Annotated in this window: 18 protein-coding genes; 8 read left to right on the top strand and 10 right to left on the bottom strand. The window is 70.5% G+C overall.

All coding sequences use genetic code 11. The annotated features are described in order from the left end of the window. Positions 1–74 precede the first annotated feature (74 nt). From ACQHII_RS44705 to ACQHII_RS44695, 3 genes are read left to right on the top strand one after another with little or no spacing between them, the layout of a single operon-like run. Entirely contained in the window at positions 75–779 is a 705-nt protein-coding gene (locus tag ACQHII_RS44705; RefSeq protein WP_427924653.1) for an AzlC family ABC transporter permease, read from the top strand. Beyond that, positions 772–1,098 (top strand): branched-chain amino acid transporter permease, encoded by a 327-nt coding sequence (locus tag ACQHII_RS44700; RefSeq protein WP_427924652.1) that lies wholly within the window; start codon positions 772–774, stop codon positions 1,096–1,098. Before ACQHII_RS44705 ends, ACQHII_RS44700 begins: the two co-directional genes overlap by 8 nt. Next, complete coding sequence (locus ACQHII_RS44695) at positions 1,095–1,913, top strand: thioesterase family protein (protein WP_427924651.1); 819 nt, start codon at positions 1,095–1,097, stop codon at positions 1,911–1,913. The genes ACQHII_RS44700 and ACQHII_RS44695 overlap by 4 nt, the downstream gene beginning before the upstream one ends. A 9-nt stretch (positions 1,914–1,922) precedes the next feature. Here ACQHII_RS44695 and ACQHII_RS44690 read toward each other — a convergent pair whose 3' ends face one another. The 9 genes from ACQHII_RS44690 to ACQHII_RS44650 are packed head-to-tail and all read right to left on the bottom strand — an operon-like array spanning position 1,923 to position 10,237. Beyond that, a complete protein-coding gene (locus ACQHII_RS44690) occupies positions 1,923–2,999 on the bottom strand; it encodes an MSMEG_0565 family glycosyltransferase (RefSeq protein WP_427924650.1) in 1,077 nt (358 codons plus the stop codon). Continuing rightward, complete coding sequence (locus ACQHII_RS44685) at positions 2,996–3,832, bottom strand: carbon-nitrogen hydrolase family protein (protein ID WP_427924649.1); 837 nt, start codon at positions 3,830–3,832, stop codon at positions 2,996–2,998. Before ACQHII_RS44685 ends, ACQHII_RS44690 begins: the two co-directional genes overlap by 4 nt. After that, positions 3,829–4,680, bottom strand: a complete 852-nt coding sequence (locus tag ACQHII_RS44680) for a carbon-nitrogen hydrolase family protein (protein ID WP_427924648.1) — start codon at positions 4,678–4,680, stop codon at positions 3,829–3,831. Before ACQHII_RS44680 ends, ACQHII_RS44685 begins: the two co-directional genes overlap by 4 nt. Next, positions 4,677–6,110 (bottom strand): MSMEG_0567/sll0787 family protein, encoded by a 1,434-nt coding sequence (locus ACQHII_RS44675; RefSeq protein ID WP_427924647.1) that lies wholly within the window; start codon positions 6,108–6,110, stop codon positions 4,677–4,679. Before ACQHII_RS44675 ends, ACQHII_RS44680 begins: the two co-directional genes overlap by 4 nt. 4 nt (positions 6,111–6,114) lie before the next feature. Beyond that, the gene (locus ACQHII_RS44670; protein WP_427924646.1) at positions 6,115–7,215 is read right to left on the bottom strand and encodes an MSMEG_0568 family radical SAM protein; all 1,101 of its coding nucleotides are present in this window, start codon (positions 7,213–7,215) and stop codon (positions 6,115–6,117) included. A 10-nt stretch (positions 7,216–7,225) separates the two neighbouring features. Next, positions 7,226–7,747 (bottom strand): MSMEG_0572/Sll0783 family nitrogen starvation response protein, encoded by a 522-nt coding sequence (locus ACQHII_RS44665; protein WP_019067911.1) that lies wholly within the window; start codon positions 7,745–7,747, stop codon positions 7,226–7,228. Between the two features lie 39 nt (positions 7,748–7,786). After that, on the bottom strand, positions 7,787–8,602 hold the full coding sequence (locus ACQHII_RS44660) for an amidohydrolase family protein (protein WP_427924645.1): 816 nt from the start codon (positions 8,600–8,602) through the stop codon (positions 7,787–7,789). A 16-nt stretch (positions 8,603–8,618) separates the two neighbouring features. After that, positions 8,619–9,935, bottom strand: coding sequence for an MSMEG_0569 family flavin-dependent oxidoreductase (locus ACQHII_RS44655; RefSeq protein ID WP_427924644.1), 1,317 nt, complete (start codon positions 9,933–9,935; stop codon positions 8,619–8,621). Further along, positions 9,932–10,237 carry an MSMEG_0570 family nitrogen starvation response protein gene (locus ACQHII_RS44650; RefSeq protein ID WP_427924643.1) on the bottom strand — a complete coding sequence of 102 codons (306 nt, stop codon included), beginning with the start codon at positions 10,235–10,237 and terminating at the stop codon, positions 9,932–9,934. Before ACQHII_RS44650 ends, ACQHII_RS44655 begins: the two co-directional genes overlap by 4 nt. 384 nt (positions 10,238–10,621) lie before the next feature. Between ACQHII_RS44650 and ACQHII_RS44645 the strand changes: the two genes are divergently transcribed. From ACQHII_RS44645 to ACQHII_RS44625, 5 genes are all read left to right on the top strand, one after another. Beyond that, on the top strand, positions 10,622–11,083 hold the full coding sequence (locus ACQHII_RS44645; protein ID WP_427924642.1) for an ABC transporter permease: 462 nt from the start codon (positions 10,622–10,624) through the stop codon (positions 11,081–11,083). A 2-nt stretch (positions 11,084–11,085) separates the two neighbouring features. Further along, entirely contained in the window at positions 11,086–11,784 is a 699-nt protein-coding gene (locus tag ACQHII_RS44640; RefSeq protein WP_427924641.1) for an ATP-binding cassette domain-containing protein, read from the top strand. A 423-nt stretch (positions 11,785–12,207) separates the two neighbouring features. After that, entirely contained in the window at positions 12,208–13,104 is an 897-nt protein-coding gene (locus ACQHII_RS44635) for a D-alanyl-D-alanine carboxypeptidase family protein (RefSeq protein WP_427924640.1), read from the top strand. Positions 13,105–13,187: 83 nt separating this feature from the next. Then, the gene (locus tag ACQHII_RS44630) at positions 13,188–13,394 is read left to right on the top strand and encodes a hypothetical protein (protein ID WP_427924639.1); all 207 of its coding nucleotides are present in this window, start codon (positions 13,188–13,190) and stop codon (positions 13,392–13,394) included. A gap of 244 nt (positions 13,395–13,638) precedes the next feature. Continuing rightward, complete coding sequence (locus tag ACQHII_RS44625) at positions 13,639–14,691, top strand: class I fructose-bisphosphate aldolase (protein ID WP_427924638.1); 1,053 nt, start codon at positions 13,639–13,641, stop codon at positions 14,689–14,691. Positions 14,692–14,813: 122 nt separating this feature from the next. Here the strand turns inward: ACQHII_RS44625 and ACQHII_RS44620 are convergent, their stop codons facing one another. Beyond that, the gene (locus ACQHII_RS44620) at positions 14,814–15,257 is read right to left on the bottom strand and encodes a nitroreductase/quinone reductase family protein (RefSeq protein ID WP_427924637.1); all 444 of its coding nucleotides are present in this window, start codon (positions 15,255–15,257) and stop codon (positions 14,814–14,816) included. Between the last annotated feature and the right edge of the window lie 760 nt (positions 15,258–16,017).

Below are 16,017 nucleotides of genomic sequence, written 5' to 3'. Positions count from 1 at the left end.
AATGTTGCACTGAGAGGACATCACTAGGCAATATTCGCAACCACCTGTCACGGCTTCCGCGAGACGATGGATCCGTGGAACAAGAAAGGCTCACCCGCCGAACGCAGCTCTCCCAAGGAATCCGTGACTCGTTCTCGGCCGGTCTCGGCATCTTCCCGCTCGGTATCGCCCTCGGCCTGCTGATCATGCAGGCAGGGCTGTCCTGGTGGCTCGCCCCCGCCCTCTCGTCGGCCGCGTTCGCCGGCTCCCTGGAACTGCTGCTGGTGGGCATGACGGCCGCCGTCACACCGTTGGCCGCGGTCGCACTGACCGTGTTCGTGGTCAACTTCCGGCATGTGTTCTACGCGTTCTCGTTCCCGCTGCACCTGGTCAGGCACCCGGTCGCCAAGGCGTACGCCGTCTACGCGATGATCGACGAGGTGTACGCCGTCAACGCCTCGCTGCCCGGGCACGAGCGCTCGGCGCCCCGGCTGCTGGCCATGCAGTTCGCCTGCGAGACGTACTGGGTGGGCGGCGGACTCGTCGGCGTCGCCCTGGGCGCGGCCCTGCCCGCCCCGGTCAAGGGCCTGGAGTTCGCCCTGTGCGCCCTGTTCACCGTGCTCACCCTGGACGCGTTCCGCTCCCGCGAGGAGCTGCCGTCCCTGCTGCTCGCGGGCGCGAGCGTGACCGTCGCCCTCGTCCTCACCCCGGGTACGGCGATGTTCACCGCGCTGCTGCTCTTCGTCGGCCTGCTCCTGGCCCGCCACCTCACCACGGCCCGGAAGGTCGCCGATGCCTAGCACCTCCTACCTCGTCGCCGTGCTGGCGATCGTCTTCACCATCACGCTCGCCCTGCGCGCGATCCCCTTCGCCCTGCTGGGCCGGCTGCGCGACTCGGCGATCGTCGCGCGCCTGGCGGTGTGGATGCCGGTCGGCATCCTCGCGATCCTCGCGGTGACCGCACTGCACGGCACGATGGCCAAGGACCCGAACGGCACCTGGTACGCGCTGCTCGCCGTCGCCGTCACCATCGGCGTCCACCTGGCCGGCGGCCGTCGCACCATCCTCAGCGTCGGCGCCGGAACGGCCGTCTACGTCGTCCTGCTCAACACCCTGTGAACACCCCTTTGGAGAAACGTCCGTTGACCCCCGACAGCTACTTCGAAGCCACCGACGACCACCGCTACAAGCCGACGGCCCACGCGAGCGGAGCCTGGGACCGGGACGAGCAGCACTTCAGTCCGCTGGGCGGGCTCGTCGTCCACGCCCTCGACCGCCACCGGGCGGCCGGCCCGGACACCGGGCTGGTCCTCTCCCGGATCAGCTACGACATCCTCGGCCGCCTCGCTCTCGACGAGTGCGAGATCGAGGTGGAGAGCCTCCGCCCCGGCCGGACCATCGAACTCCTCGAAGCGGTCGTACGGATCGCGGGCCGCCCGGTGGTGCGGGCCCGCGCCTGGTATCTGGCCGCGCTCGACACCACCGCGGTCGCGGGCGGCCCCGGCGACCGGCTCGCCCCGCCGGAGTCACTCGCCCCGTGGCGCATGTCCGACCTGTGGCCCGGCGGCTACATCGCCTCCGTGGACGTCCGCCCGGTGGCACCGCCGCGGCCGGGCCGTACGACCGCGTGGATCTCGACGCCGCTCAACCTGGTCGCCGGTGTTCCGGCCAGCCCCCTGGCGTCGTATCTCGCGCTCGTCGACACCGCCAACGGCATCGCCGTCCGGCAGCCGCCCACCGCGTGGATGTTCCCCAACGTCGATCTGACCGTCCATCTCCACCGCCAACCACGCGGCGCCTGGACGGGGTTGGACACCGAGGTCACCTTCGGCCCCTCCGGTCAGGGCCTGACCAGCACCGTTCTGCACGACCTCGACGGCCCGGTCGGACACGCCTCGCAGATCCTCACGGTCCGCCCACTGCCGGGAGCGTGACACGTCCCGTCAGCGGAGGGAGCGGTACAGGACCAGGTGGCGGCGGGCCGCCTCGGACCAGGTGTGAGCGGCGGCCAGCTCCCGTCCGGCGGCCCGCCCGGCCGGGTCGTCGACCGTGAGGGTGCGACCGAGCGCGGCGGCCAACTGCGTTGGCGTGGCGGCGAAATGGGCCGCCGCGCCGAAGACCTCGCGCAGGACGGGCAGGTCCCGTACGACCAGGGGGACACCCGCCGCAAGGGCTTCCATGGCGGCGAGACCGAAGCCTTCCTTGAGGGAGGGGAAGGCGAACGCGTTCGCGGCGGCGACCAGGGCGGGCAGCCCGTCGTCGGGCACCGGGCCCAACACCACTGGTTCCACACCGAGTTCGTCCGCCCGCCGCTCCCAGCGGGCGCGGTAGTCGCGGTAGTCGAAGAGGGTCTCGCCGCCCGCGATCACCAGCCGTACGCCGGGGTGCTCGGCGCACAGCAGGGCGTACGCCTCCAGCAGGTCCAGGGAGCCCTTGCGGGGCTCGATGCCGCCGACGGTCAGGACGTACGGGCCGAGACGGGAGCGCCAACTCGCCCGCGCCGCCGGGTCGGTGACGGCGAAGCGGTCGTATGCGACCCCGTTGGGAATGACCCGCGCCTCGATGCCCCAGCCCTCCGCCAGCTCCCGCGCGACCGCCTCCGACACACACACGTGGGCGTACGGTTCGACGATGGCCCGCTCGTGGCAGGCGGCGAGTTCGGGGGTGGTGAAGTGGTCGAGGTGGTGGACGGTGCGGACACAGCGGCCGACGGCGTTGGCGCTGATGCAGTCCTGGGCGTGGACGATGTCGTACGGCGCGGCGTCGAAGGCGTCGCGGAGGGTGGCGATGGAGCGCTGGACCCGCCCGCCGACCGTCTCGTCGGCGGGGCCGTCGGGGAACGGCACGATGCGCAGCCGTACGGCCGGGGAGACGGGCCGGAAGAAGCCGGTGTCGCCGCCCCGGCCCAGGGTCCACACCGTGACGTCCTCGCCGAGCGCCGCGAGGGCCTCCGCGAGGGCGAGGGTGTGGACGACCCCGCCGCGCGGCTTGGTGGAGTAGCTGAGCAGGGCGATCTTCACGTCCGGGACTCCCGGTAGGCGGTGGGGCGGCGTTCGTCGAGGTGGCGCAGGACGCGGCGGGCCCGGTCGGTCTCGGCGGCGACGTCGATCTCGGCGACCGCGAGGCCGGCCTTGGACCAGGTGCGGGCGAGGATGTCGCCGCCGGGGCCGACGACCTTGGCCTGGCCGAGGAAGCGCATGCCGCCCATGGCACCGGTCTGGTTGGAGGAGGCGAGGACGACCTGGTTCTCGGCGGCACGGGCCTGGTCGTAGAGGTCGAAGAGCTTGGCCTGGCGGTCCTGGGCCATGCGCGGGGCCCGGTTGGTGATGGACGTGGGCCAGGCGGACAGGCAGGCGAGGATCTCCGCGCCGTCCAGCGCCAGCGAACGGGCGGACTCCGGGAAGGTCTTGTCGTAGTCGATGAGCATGCCGAGGCGGCCGACCGGGGTGTCGAAGGCGTCGAAGCGGTCACCGGGAGTGTAGGCGGCTGTTTCCCCCGCCGGGAGGTGGACCTTGCGGTGCCGGCCGAGGATCCCGTCGCCGCTGACGCAGACAGCGGCGTTGAAGCGCTCGTCCCCCGCGTCCTCGCGGTAGCCGACGCACACCACCATCTCGGCCGCCAGCCTGGCGACTTGGAGGATCAGCGGGTCGTCGGGCTTGAGGGCCGGGGGCAGTGCCTCGGGGTCGGGGTGGCGCAGGTCGGCGAGGTAGCCGCCGAGCGCGGCGTCGGGCAGCACGAGCAGCCCGGCCCCGGCGGCCCGTGCGTCGTCGATCAGTTTGGCGATGCGGGCCAGGTCGAACTCCAGGTCGCGGCCGAAGTGGGCGGCCACGGCCGCGATCCGGATCGTGCTCATGCGCTGACTGCTCCTGCGGGCGTGTAGGTCTCGGGCCGCCGGTCGCGCAGGTGCCCCATCGACCGGCGGGCGGTCCGAAGGGCCTGTACGACGTCCAGTTCGGCGACGGCGATGCCGGCCGTGACGCCCGTGTCGGCGAGGATCTCGCCGCCGGGGTCGACGACCTTGGCGCTGCCGACGAAGCGTAGCGACCCGAAGGTGCCCGCCTGGTTGGCCGACAGCCACACGATCTGGTTCTCCAGGGCACGGGCCCGGTCGAACAGGTCGAACCGCCGTTTCCAGCGGTCCTGTTCGAGGTCGACGGCCGCGTTGGTGCGCGCACCCGGCCACGCCGACACACACACCCCGATCTCGGCGCCGTCCAGCGCCAGCGCCCGTGCCGACTCCGGGAACGCCTTGTCGTAGCAGATCATCATTCCGATCCGGCCGACCGGGGTGTCGAAAGCGTGGAAGCGGTCCCCGGAGGCGTAGGACGCGTCCTCGCTGAGCGGCTGGTGGACCTTGCGGTGGTTGCCGAGGACGCCGTCGCCCGTGACGCAGACGACGCTGTTGTAGCGACGGCCGTCCCCGTCGGCCTCGCAGTACCCGGCGACCACGGTCATCTCCCTGGCCAGGGCGGCCAGTCGGCGGATCTCGGGGCCGTCGAGGGCGAGGGCGGGCGGGCCCTCGTCGAGTTCGGCGTCGTCGTCGAGGCTGAGCAGATAGCCGCCCAGGCACGCCTCCGGGAGAGCGAGCAGTCGTACGTCCTGTTCCCGGGCCTCCTTGACGAGCCTTTCGGCGATCGCGAAGTCCTCTTCGAGGTCCCGGCCGAACTCGGCGGCGACGGCGGCCATGCGCAGGGTGCTCATGCGGGTCCCATCCCGGTCACGGTGGAGGTGACCGCTTCGGTGATCTCTCCGTCGGGCCAGCGCAGCCCGACACCTTCTCCTGCCGTGAGTTCGCCGCAGACGGCGCCCGTGGCGGGCCCGGCGGGCAGCGGCGGGGCACCCGGCGCGTCGGCGGTGAGCATGGCCCAGCCGGGGAAGCAGGTCAGCCAGTCGCCGACGGTCGCATCGGCGTCCGGGCGCGGTACGGCGGCCACGTCGAGCACCGCCCGGCAGCCGCTCGCCTCGGCGAGCATGCCCAGGGTGCCGGCGATCCCGGCCATCGACACGTCCTTGGCCGCGGCGGGCCGGGCGGCCGCCACCGCGCCCGTCATGACGCACAGTTCATCGCTACGCCGGTGGGTCGTCGAGTCCCACTGACGGACCCGGTACCCCGCTCGCCAGCCGCCGCCCAGGTCGGCCGTCAGCCGTACGGCGTGTCCCGGCCGTCCGCCGCCGCCCGGCACCGGGTGCGCGGTACGGCCGAGCGCGGTCACCGACAGGGCGGCGGGGACGCCGAGTTGGGTGTGCCCGCCGAGGACCGGGATGCCGTACGACCGTGCCGCGCGGGCCAGTCCGTCCAGCACCCGGGCCGCGTGCCCGGCGTCCCTCGCGCCGAGGGCGTCGAGCAGACCGAGCGGTGAAGCACCCATCGCGGCAAGGTCGTTGACGTTCACCAGGACCGAGCACCAGCCCGCCCACTCCGGGTCGCGCTCGACCATGGAGGGCACGATCGCGTCGCACGCGGCGATCACGTCGGTGCCGGGGAGGGGCGTGCCGTCGTCGCCGACGAAGCCGGGCGGGGCGGTGAGCGCGGCGAGCAGGGGGCCCAGGGCGGACTTGGTGGCCGCCGTCTGTGCCGCGATGCGCCCGATGGGCCAGCGCATCAGCGTGTGCGGTGTGCTCGCGACCTCGGTCGGTCGTACGGATCTCCAGCCCAGCCGCCGGAACAACGGCTCGTTGCGCGCCTGGACGGTCGCGTCGAAGCGCAGTACGCCCTCCGCCTCCGCCCGGGCACACGCGGCTCGCACCAGCGCGGCCCCGATGCCCCTGGGGCCACGGGCGCTCGGCGCGACGACGAGCCGGCCGCCCGCCCACCAGCCGAGGTCGGGGCCGTCGGCGACCGGCCCCAGCCGTACCCCGCCGAGGACCGTGCCGTCGGCGTCCTTGGCGACCAGCACCACCGTGCGCGGATCGTCGTCGCGGTCGTCCAGGTCGTGGCCGTGGAAGAGCTCCTGCTCGTGCACGAAGACGTCCCGGCGCAGCCGCCGGTATGCGGTCAACTCGCCCTGCCCACCGGCCTCTTCGACGTGGAAGGAGGTCGCGCGCGCGAGGGTGCTGCGGTCGCCCAGCAGAGCCAGGATGTCCTGCGGCCGCTCGGTCGCCGCCGGTGTCGGGGATCCGTCGAGGAGCACGTCCTCACCCGCCTGCCGTCGACAGCACGCTGCACGCCCCGCAGGCCGCGCACCCCGCCTTCTGGTCGGCGCCGCGCATCCCGGCGGCCATCAGCTTGGCGGCGACGCCTTCAGTGACGTAGCGCAGCAACTCGGCGCTGGGTGCGGTGAGTCCGTCGCGCGCGGCGAGCGTGCCCTGCATCGGTCGGAAGGGGACGACGAACGGGTACACGCCCCGGTCGATCAACTCGCCTGCCCCCGCGATGAGTTCGTCTGGATCCTCGCCGAGTCCGACGAGGAGGTAGGTGGAGACGCGGTTCGGCCCGAAGACCCGTACCGCCTCGTCCCAGGCGGCCTCGTACTCGGCCAGCGGGACACTCGACTTGCCGGGCATCCACCGCCGGCGCACCTCGTCGTCGAGGGACTCGACGTGGATGCCGATGGCGGTGGCCCCGGCGTCGTGCAGGGCGTGGATCCAGGCGAGGTCGCCGGGAGGCTCGCACTGCACCTGGACGGGCAGTCCGGGGACCGCCTTGAGGACGGCGCGCACCGACCGGACCAGGGCGCGGGCGCCGCGGTCCGGGCCGGTGGTCGTCCCCGTCGTCATCACCATCTGCTTGACGCCGTCCAACCGCACGGCGGCCTCGGCGACTTCGGCGAGCTGCGCCGGGGTCTTCGCGGCGACCGTGACGCCGGAGCGCAGTGACTCCTCGATGGTGCAGAAGCGGCAGCGGTCGGACTCGGCGTAGCGGATACAGGTCTGGACGACGGTGGTGGCGAGGACGTCGGCGCCGTGCAGGCGGGCGATGTGCTCGTAGGGGACGCCGTCGGCGGTCGTGAGGTCGTAGAACCTAGGCCGCTGTACGGCGGTCAGGGTGAGGCCGGTGTCTTCGAATGTCCCAGTGTCCTCGCCGAGCCAGACCCGGCCGTCGCGCACACGGTAGGGACTAGCGGGGTTGGTGGGCAGGGCCGCGTTGGCACCGCCCACGAGGACGTGGCCGTCGTCGCTGGGTCCCGCGCCGTCGGGGCGCCGTACGGGGGCGTCCAACGCGACCCCGCGCACGGCGAGTTCGGCACGGGTCATGATGCGGACGTCCACGGCTGTCGATCCGGTGCCAACGCTCATGGCAGGCCCCTTACAGCTGGTAGGTGGAGTTGATGATGGCGCCCTTGCGCGCGTAGTGGATCAGCGCGTCCTGGACATCGAGGGGGTGGGTGGGGATGACGCCCTCGATGAGGTCCTCCTCACGGGCGCCGTGCAGAGAGAGGCCGAAGCGGCAGCAGAACACCTTGCCGCCCTCCGCGATGAACGTCTTGAGCTGGTTGTTGATGTTGTGCTCGCCGGGGAACGCGGAGTTGCCGGTGGTCGGGAAGCCGCGCGTGGCAAGGCAGTTGAGGGAGCCGGGGCCGTAGAAGTAGATGGCGGTCTCGAAGCCCTTGCGCAGGGCGCGGGTGGCCTGGAGGACGGCGACGAAGGACACGGACGACTCGTGGGCGATGCCGTGCACGAGGGTGAAGTAGGTCTCGCCGTCCTCGGCCTGGTAGTCGGGGAAGACCTTGGTGGAGCCGTAGATGCTGGAGCCCTCGGGCAGGGAGGGGTGCGGGATCTCGTCGAGGGACTTCTGCTCGACGTCGCTGAGCTGGACGGTTTCGGACATAGCTGTCTCCTTGTGGGTGCGGACGGGGGGTGGGATCGGTCAGTCGTAGAGCGCGGCGAAGGTGTCCCGGAAGACCAGGTCGCCCAGGGCGCCGCCCCCGGTCGCCGCGGCGAGACGGGCGTACTCGCCCGCGAAGTCGCCCCACGGCTGGTCGCTGGCGAAGAGCACCCGGTCGTGGCCGATGCCGCGGCGCTCGATCTCCTGGGCCAGCCAGCGGGGAGTGAAGCCGATGGCCCAGGAGAGGTCGGTGTAGACGCGCTTGCCGGCGGTGATCCAGTCGAAGAACCGGGAGCCGGCGAGCTTGATGTGGCCGCTCATCCCGCCGCCGAAGTGCACTAGATGGACGGCCACTTGGTCCGCGTACCAGTCGACGAGGTGGCCGACCTCGTCGATGTCGGAGGCGGCGCCGGGAGAGGTGTGGACGTGGACGACGAGGCCGTGCCTCGCGGCGGTGGCGAAGATCCGGTCGAGCTGCGGGCGGCAGGCCGGGTCGGTGGGTCGGCCGCCCAGCAGGAAGCTCAGCTTGAGTGCGCGGACACCCTCCTCGCCCGCCAACTCCAGTGCACGAACGGTGCGTTGCTCGTCCTCGGGGCGCGGCGAGACCCACAGGCCCGCCCTGATCCGGTCGTCGGACTGGGCGGCCTCGATGGCCAACTCGTTGAAGGAGAAGGCGATCGCGGGGTCGGGCACGCCGTAGTTGGGAATGACCAGGGCGCGTTCGGTGCCCTCCGCGTCCAGGTCGGCGATCAGCTGCTTGACGGTGGCGCGGGCGGTGGTGTCGGGGTTGACGGGCGGGCCGCCGTAGAAGGGGTACGCGGGCAGGACGCCGATGTGGCGGTGTGCGTCGAAGACCATGGCCGGGATACCTCCTTCAGCCGATCGGGAGGGCGGAGGCGAGCGAGCTGGGCGCGCCGGTGAGGGTGCCGCAGACGTCGGCGAGACGGCGCGAAGCGTCGATGTGGCCGGCCAGGAACTCCGCGTCCTTGCCCACCGCCTCGAAGCGTCCCGAACCCCACGAGTGCTGCCAGGGCAGGCCCAGGAAGTACAGGCCGGGCACGCTGGAGACGCCTCGCCAGTGCATCGGGTAGCCGCGGCCGTCGAAGACCGGGATCTCGATCCAGCGGTGGTCACGGGTGAAGCCGGTCGCCCAGACGACGGAGGTGACACCGGCGGCCGCGAGGTCCAACTCCCCCGGTTCTCCGTCCGGTTCCCACACCGGTACGTACCGGGCCTCCTCGGGAGCCTCGATACCGTTGGCCTCGATATACGCGTCGATCGCGTCCTTGATGCCCTCGGCCACAGCGTCCGCGTGGTCGAGGTTCACCTTCAGGTCGTCGGCGAACTCCAGCCGCTCACCGCCGACTTCGGTCAGACGGCCGTACAGCCGCATCCCGTCGCGGGCGAAGGCGCGCAGGTCGATGTCGCGGCCGCCGTCCCGTCCGGTGACGTAGTGGTTGACCCGCAGGCGCACGGCGTCGGCGTCGTCGAACCCGTCGATGCTCTTGGTGTAGTGGCCCATCTCGTCCAGCCAGGCCACGCAGTCCCGGCCGCGGTAGAAGCGGGCGACCCGGGGTGCGCTGCCGACCGCCAGGTGTACCTGCCGGCCGGCGAGGTGGAGGTCCTCGGCTATCTGGCAGCCGGACTGGCCGGTGCCCACCACGAGGACGGCACCGTCCGGGAGTTGGCCGGGGTTGCGGTAGCCGGAGGAGTGGAACTGGGCGACGGCTGCGGGCAGCCGTTCGGCGGCCCTCGGGATCCGCGGCCGGTGGTAGGGGCCGGTTGCGACGACCACCTGGTCGGCGGTGAACTCCCCCGCAGTGCTGGTGACTTCGAAGACGCCGGTCGCCGAGTGGCGCAGCCGGGTCACGGCCACCCCTTCCACCAGCGGGGGTTGGAAGGCGGTGACGTACTCCTCCAGGTAGCGCACGATCTCGTCGCGGACCATGAAGCCGTTCGGGTCGCCGCCGGTGTAGGGGTGTCCCGGCAGTCTGCACTGCCAGTTGGGGGTCACGAGGCAGAAGGAGTCCCAGCGGCGCTCCCGCCACTCGTGTCCCACCCGGTTGGCCTCGACCACCACATGCCCGACACCGCGTTCGCGCAGACCGTGACTGATCGACAGTCCCGCCTGGCCGCCGCCGATGACGGCGACGGTGTAATGGGCCCCGGCGAGGCGGGGCACCACGCTCACCTCGGGCTCCCGTTGGCGTCGAGCAGCGCCTCGACCGTGACCTTGCTGCCGGCGGGGAAGGCCCGGACGCGCACCGTCTCCTCGATCTGCTCCAACTGGCCGGAAGCACCGGTGCAGTGGAAACCGAACTTCTCCCGGATCCGCTCAGCGGCGATTCCGAGCGCCGTCCGACTGCGCTCCAGGAAATCCGTGAGTTCATAGGTGTCGCCGGCCGCGAAATACTCCTCGACGACCGTCGAGGGAGAATAGCAGCGCTGGGTCGTATCATCGGGCCAGCGCACATCGAAATACATCTCGGGCATGACTTCCTCCATGCCTGGCGCCGAGGTCTTGCGCCCCGCCGCTGCTTGTGACCATTACTTCAGCCACTTCCGGTTACCGAACCAAGTCATCCGGAACAAAGCAGAGTTACGGAACCCTCACACCGAACCGGGCCTCATGCGAACGGATTTGCCTCAAAGGCAAATCCCCATCCGTTTAGGGAGGTCAAGGAGATTTCCGGGGGAGGGGCTCGGCATTCCTCGGGGAATCGGCCATGGCTGCCTGCCGGGAGAAAGTCCTCGACGCGGTTCAGGGCCTGCGGTCGCGGAAGGTGCGGCGCAGATCGTTCACCCCGGCGTCGGGGTTCTCCCAGGGGATGAAGTGGCCGCCATGGTCATGGGCGTTGACCTCGACGTGGTTGAACCATGCGCTCTGCGACGGTGGTGTTCCAGGGGATGAAGTACAACAACTGGATCTTCGCCATCGGAGGGGACGAGGAGAGCGCCCGAGCCACCGGCATCCCGGTCGACAAGGTCAAGATCGCGCTCTACATGGCCGGCGGCTTCGGCGCGGCCCTCGTCGGTGTGATCCAGACGATCCTCCACAACGGCGCCCAGGTCGCGAACGGCCAGTCCTTCGTCTTCAACTCCATCGTCGCCGTGGTCGTCGGAGGCGTGCTGCTGACCGGCGGACACGGCTCCGTCATCGGCGTCGTCCTCGGGACGCTGACCTTCGCCATCGTCAACCAGGGCATCTACCACACCGGTTGGAACTCCGACTGGGCGAGCCTGATCCTCGGCATCCTCATCCTCGCCGCCGTCCTGATGAACAACACCTTCCGCCACCTCGCCCTGCCCTACAAGCCCCGCACCGCGAAGAAGGCCTGACCATGACCACACCCCTTCTCCGTCTCACCGGCGCCGGCAAGTCCACCCTCATCAAGGTCCTCTCCGGGTTCCACCAGCCCAGCACAGGGACCATCGAACTCAACGGTGAGAAGACCGAGTTCGACAGCCCGCGCGACGCCAGCAACCAGGGCATCGCCACCGTCCACCAGTTCGGCGGTACCTTCCCTCTCATGGGCGTCGGCCGCTGCTTCTTCGTGGGCGCCGAACTCACCAAGGGCTTCGGTCCGTTCAGGCTCTTCGACAAGAAGCTGGCGGGCGAGATCGCCGTACGGGAGATGCAGTCCCTCGGCATCACCCGCGTCACGGACGGCAGCCGCCTGGTGGGCAGTCTCTCCGGCGGCGAGCGCCAGGCCCTGGCCATCGCACGGGCCGTCTACTTCGGCGCCAACGTCCTCATCCTCGACGAGCCCACGGCGGCCCTCGGCGTCAAGGAGGCCGCGCACGTCCTGCGGATCGTCATGCAGGCCCGCGCCAAGGGGGTCGCGGTCATCCTCGTCACCCACAACGTGCGTCACGCCATGATGGTCGGCGACCACTTCGCCGTCCTGATCCGCGGTCAGAAGGCCGACGACTTCCACAAGGGCGAACGCACCCGCGAGCAGATCACCGACCTCATGGCCGACGGCGAGGCAATGGCAGACCCGGAGGCCGAACTCGCCCAGCTCCAGGCCGATACCTGAAGCGACCGGCCCGGATCCGACCGCCGCGGGTGAACGTGTGTGTGCACGTCCCGAGATCGGTTCGCGCAGCCAAAGCACGTGCCGGGCGGAGCTCGCTCTCCGCCCGGTACGGGCCTTTCCAGAGGTGTGCGCGCCGACTCCCGACGGGCCTCATGCGCGTGCGCGGCCGTCGCCCGAGGCAACTCGCGCAGCTCGTCGTGGTCTTCCCGGTCCTGGCGCCTGCGCATTCACCAACTCCCCTAACCTCAGCAGCACTTGAGTGACAATTTCCTCTGTCGCTCCACCGGCAACCTGTGCGATCTTGAGCAGTCGACCGGCTCATGACATCGATCTCACGGACGGACCACCATGCCCGCTTCACACGGCAGGCCGACTCCGGCCCACCGCCGCGCGACATCCAGCCGACGGCGCTTCCTCGGACTGATGACCGCCGCAGCGGCCACCGTCGGTGGAGCCGGGACCGGCTGGGTGGCCGCCGCCACGAACTCCTCCGCGACAGCGCGGACGTACTCCTCGCAGCAGGACATCGCCGACCGCCAACAGTTCATCGCCGGGATCCTCGACTCCACCGCCCCGGCAGCGGTCGCCGCGTGGATCACCGGCACGGGATCGGCACCCGCCGAGATCAGCACGGAGATGACCACGCAGGTCAACGCCTTGGCCGACGCGGCGTCGACGGGCACGGGAACCGCACGCGACGCGGTCGTCGTCTCCTGGATACGTTCCGCGGCGACACAGCGGACGATATGGGACCGCAAGTACGAGTTCCTGCGCACCGGTTCGGGCGGAGCCGGCACGTTCGGCATCGTCACCCCCGAGGTCCGCGCCGAATATCCCACTCAGCTCGGCACCGATCCCCAGTGGGACCCCGACAAGGAGTCGCACCGCGAGGTGTGGGCCGCGCTGACTTCCGAGGAACGTCAGATCGAGATCCTCCGCACCTCCACCGCGCCCGGTGTCTCGCGCCACCACCTGGGCTCCGACGCGGACTTCTTCGACACCACACCCCAGGACTGGACGGACAACGGCCCCGAGGCCGCCAACTACACCTGGCTGCGCGCCAATGCCGCACATCACGGCTTCCTCCAGACGTACACGGCCGAGTCGGCCACAGCCACTCCCGCCATCAGCGAGGAGCGCTGGCACTGGTCGTACGCGCCTGTCTCCGACGCGGTCCTCAACTACGTCCGCGCGAACCAGGACGTGATCGCGGACGCCTTGCACGCGCTGTGGGGCTACGACCCGACGCGGTACACCTACATCGAGGAGCACTGGTACGACTACATGTTCCATGTGAACGAGAGGGCCTACTTCGCCTGAGCCTGGTTGCCTCGATCAGGCGTCGTCCTCACCTTTTCGCGGTCAAGCCGGTGCGGCCGATCGCACGCAGGCGGGAGGCCGCTGTGCTGATCCTTGCCCAGGCCCGGCGCACCGTCGGCGTGGAGGCGGCTCTCCACCTGCCGACCGTGATGATGCCTGTCGTCGAGGACGCGTGCACGGCACTGGCCCGAGAGGACTGGAAACACCGCGAGCCGCCCCGCGGCATCCTCGGACCCGCCGCCACTGGCGCGCCGAAGGATGCCGCCTGCTCGAAAAGAAGGAACGGCTGAGGGAACTGATGGTGGCGTGCCTGGACCTACGTCACTGACAGATGTCTCGCGACGAGATCTCCCGGGCTTCCCCACGGACCATCGGCGTCCCGCCGTCCGCGTAGGGGTCGTCAAGAGGGCGTTCGCCCTCCGGGAGAGGCCGGGCGGACCCTGCCGAGGGATCACCCCGCGCGGCACGGTGGAGAGTGAACCCGCGGCGACCGGACGAACCCCGCTGTGCCCGGGTGACAGGAGAGGCGGAACGATGACCGACATCCAAGCCCTGCTGGGCGACGACGCCAAGGACCTGCTAACCCACACCGCCCAGGGCATTCCCAGGGAAGACCTGGTGCTGCCGGGAGGTGACTTCGTCGACCGTGTCGTGGCCTCGACCGACCGCTCGCCCCGCGTCCTGCGCAACCTCCAGTCCCTCTTCGACCACGGCCGACTCGCCGGCACCGGGTACGTGTCGATCCTGCCGGTCGACCAGGGCATCGAGCACTCCGCGGCCTCCGCGTTCGCCGCCAACCCCCGCTACCTCGACCCCAAGAACATCGTCGAACTCGCCCTGGACGGCGGCTGCAACGCCGTCGCCAGCACACTCGGCGCGCTCGGAGCCGTATCTCGGACCTACGCGCACCGCATCCCGTTCATCGTGAAGCTCAACCACAACGAGCTGCTGACCTACCCCAACCACTACGACCAGGTCATGTTCGGCAGCGTCCAGCAGTGCTTCGACCTCGGCGCGGCCGGCGTCGGCGCCACCGTCTACTTCGGCTCCGAACAGTCCGACCGCCAACTGCGCGAAACCAGCGAGGTCTTCGCCCGCGCCCACGAGCTGGGCATGTTCACCGTGCTGTGGTGCTACCTGCGCAACCGGGCGTTCCGGCACGTCGGCGTGGACTACGCGCTCTCGGCCGACCTCACCGGCCAGGCCAACCACCTCGGCGTGACCATCGAGGCCGACATCGTCAAGCAGAAGCAGGCCGAGAACAACGGCGGCTTCCGCGCACTGGACTTCGGCAAAACCGACCCGCTCGTGTACGACAGGCTCACCACCGACCACCCCATCGACCTCACCCGCTGGCAGGTCGCCAACTGCTACATGGGCCGCGCCGGACTCATCAACAGCGGCGGCTCCTCGACCGGCAAGGGCGACCTCGCCCAGGCCGTCCGCACCGCGGTGATCAACAAACGGGCCGGCGGCACCGGCCTCATCACCGGCCGCAAAGCCTTCCAACGGCCCACCACCGAAGGCATCCAGCTCCTCCACGCCGTCCAGGACGTCTACCTCGACGACAGCATCACCATCGCCTGACCGAAGCGCATCCGGACACCTCACGCGGCCGTCGGTCCACGAGACGGCCGAAGGACGATCATGTCGAAGAGCCGACCGACCCACAGTCCGAATCGAGCATGGGGAGTTCGCCGGGCGCGTCCTCACGCCGTTTCCGGCGCGGGCAGGCCGATGACATGGAAGCCCGGGTAGTCGGGTGCGATCCGCTCGAAGTCCTCCAGCGGCACGGTCCGGTCGACGGGTGTGTGCGGCCGGGCGCCGGGAGCCGCGTTGAGGTAGGCGCGCAGGATCCGGGCGCGGGACGAGGCCGGGACCTCCCGGAGGGTGACGCCGTGATCCCGTCCGTGCCGGATGACGGCCTCGCCGCCCGAGGCGTGCCCGTTGCGTACCCAATTGGCGTGAGTGCCCAACATCGACACCACGTACCACTTTCCCTCATCGGCCACGGGGACCACCGGGAAAGCGATCATCCTGCCCCTGGCCCTGCCGCGGACGATGAGAGCGACTCCGTGGTCCTCGGCGCGCCGTGCCGTAGTGCCACCGCCAGAAAGCGTTGCGCAGACGGGCGACCGCGTCGGCCCCGTCACCCCGGTAGATCCACCGTTTCAGTCCGCACAAAGGGCGCAGACTTGTCTGACGTCGGGCCACGTCGTCCACCGTAGGTCTCGGGCGCTCCGCCGTGCCTGGATGTCGGACAGAACCGGGACGGTGCGATGCCGGTGCAGGTTCTACGGTGGCCGCCTCTGTCCCGTTGACCGAACAGCCCCACTCCCGGTAGGCCAACACCCCCTCCTGGCCGGGGCGAGGACACGATCAGTCAGGCCCTCGCCATTACCGACCTGCACCGGGCTCGGTATCGCAGCCTGCCCAAGACCGGCCTCCAGCACGGCTACTCCGCCACCGCGATCAATGTCATCCGGCTCGACGCCCACTGAACCGACCAGTCCCAGCGCGCTCGGAGCAGCCGACTCATCCGACTCGCTCACCAACTCACAGCCTGATCGCCGACCCCGAATGCAGAGTCACTTGCGGGTCCAAAAAGGGGGAACGGTCACGCTGAGCGGCTCGTGGATGCCGCTCCGGTCGCGGAGTCGAGGGCGGCGGTGGGACAGATCCGGGACGTTGTTCTTGGTGACGGACCATCCTCATCTCTGTGTGAGTGCTCCGTGTCCCCGGACTGCGCCTGCGCAACCTCACGCAGGTCGAGCGTGTCTCCCTGCGCCCCCTGGCGTTGGCGGTACGACCGCATCAGCCGTACGGGCACCTTCCCAAGAGGTCCGTGGGGTGGGAGGGCCTGAGTATTCGCGGACAGGCGGCCTCCCGTCCTTCCGCGTCGTTCGCAGGACG

The sequence above is a fragment of the Streptomyces sp. cg40 genome (assembly GCF_050320165.1).
In the GTDB taxonomy this organism is placed as follows: Bacteria; Actinomycetota; Actinomycetes; order Streptomycetales; family Streptomycetaceae; genus Streptomyces; species Streptomyces hokutonensis.
This window is presented reverse-complemented; position numbering and strand designations above follow the sequence as displayed.

What these genes read in the sequence shown, in the direction of transcription:
- ACQHII_RS44660 (WP_427924645.1), bottom strand. Translation starts at nt 8,602, where the DNA reads ATGGTCTTCGACGCACACCGCCACATCGGCGTCCTGCCCGCGTACCCC.
- ACQHII_RS44680 (WP_427924648.1), bottom strand. Translation starts at nt 4,680, where the DNA reads ATGAGCACCCTGCGCATGGCCGCCGTCGCCGCCGAGTTCGGCCGGGAC.
- ACQHII_RS44665 (WP_019067911.1), bottom strand. Translation starts at nt 7,747, where the DNA reads ATGTCCGAAACCGTCCAGCTCAGCGACGTCGAGCAGAAGTCCCTCGAC.
- ACQHII_RS44645 (WP_427924642.1), top strand. Translation starts at nt 10,622, where the DNA reads ATGCGCTCTGCGACGGTGGTGTTCCAGGGGATGAAGTACAACAACTGG.
- ACQHII_RS44650 (WP_427924643.1), bottom strand. Translation starts at nt 10,237, where the DNA reads ATGCCCGAGATGTATTTCGATGTGCGCTGGCCCGATGATACGACCCAG.
- ACQHII_RS44670 (WP_427924646.1), bottom strand. Translation starts at nt 7,215, where the DNA reads ATGAGCGTTGGCACCGGATCGACAGCCGTGGACGTCCGCATCATGACC.
- ACQHII_RS44640 (WP_427924641.1), top strand. Translation starts at nt 11,086, where the DNA reads ATGACCACACCCCTTCTCCGTCTCACCGGCGCCGGCAAGTCCACCCTC.
- ACQHII_RS44635 (WP_427924640.1), top strand. Translation starts at nt 12,208, where the DNA reads ATGACCGCCGCAGCGGCCACCGTCGGTGGAGCCGGGACCGGCTGGGTG.
- ACQHII_RS44700 (WP_427924652.1), top strand. Translation starts at nt 772, where the DNA reads ATGCCTAGCACCTCCTACCTCGTCGCCGTGCTGGCGATCGTCTTCACC.
- ACQHII_RS44625 (WP_427924638.1), top strand. Translation starts at nt 13,639, where the DNA reads ATGACCGACATCCAAGCCCTGCTGGGCGACGACGCCAAGGACCTGCTA.
- ACQHII_RS44685 (WP_427924649.1), bottom strand. Translation starts at nt 3,832, where the DNA reads ATGAGCACGATCCGGATCGCGGCCGTGGCCGCCCACTTCGGCCGCGAC.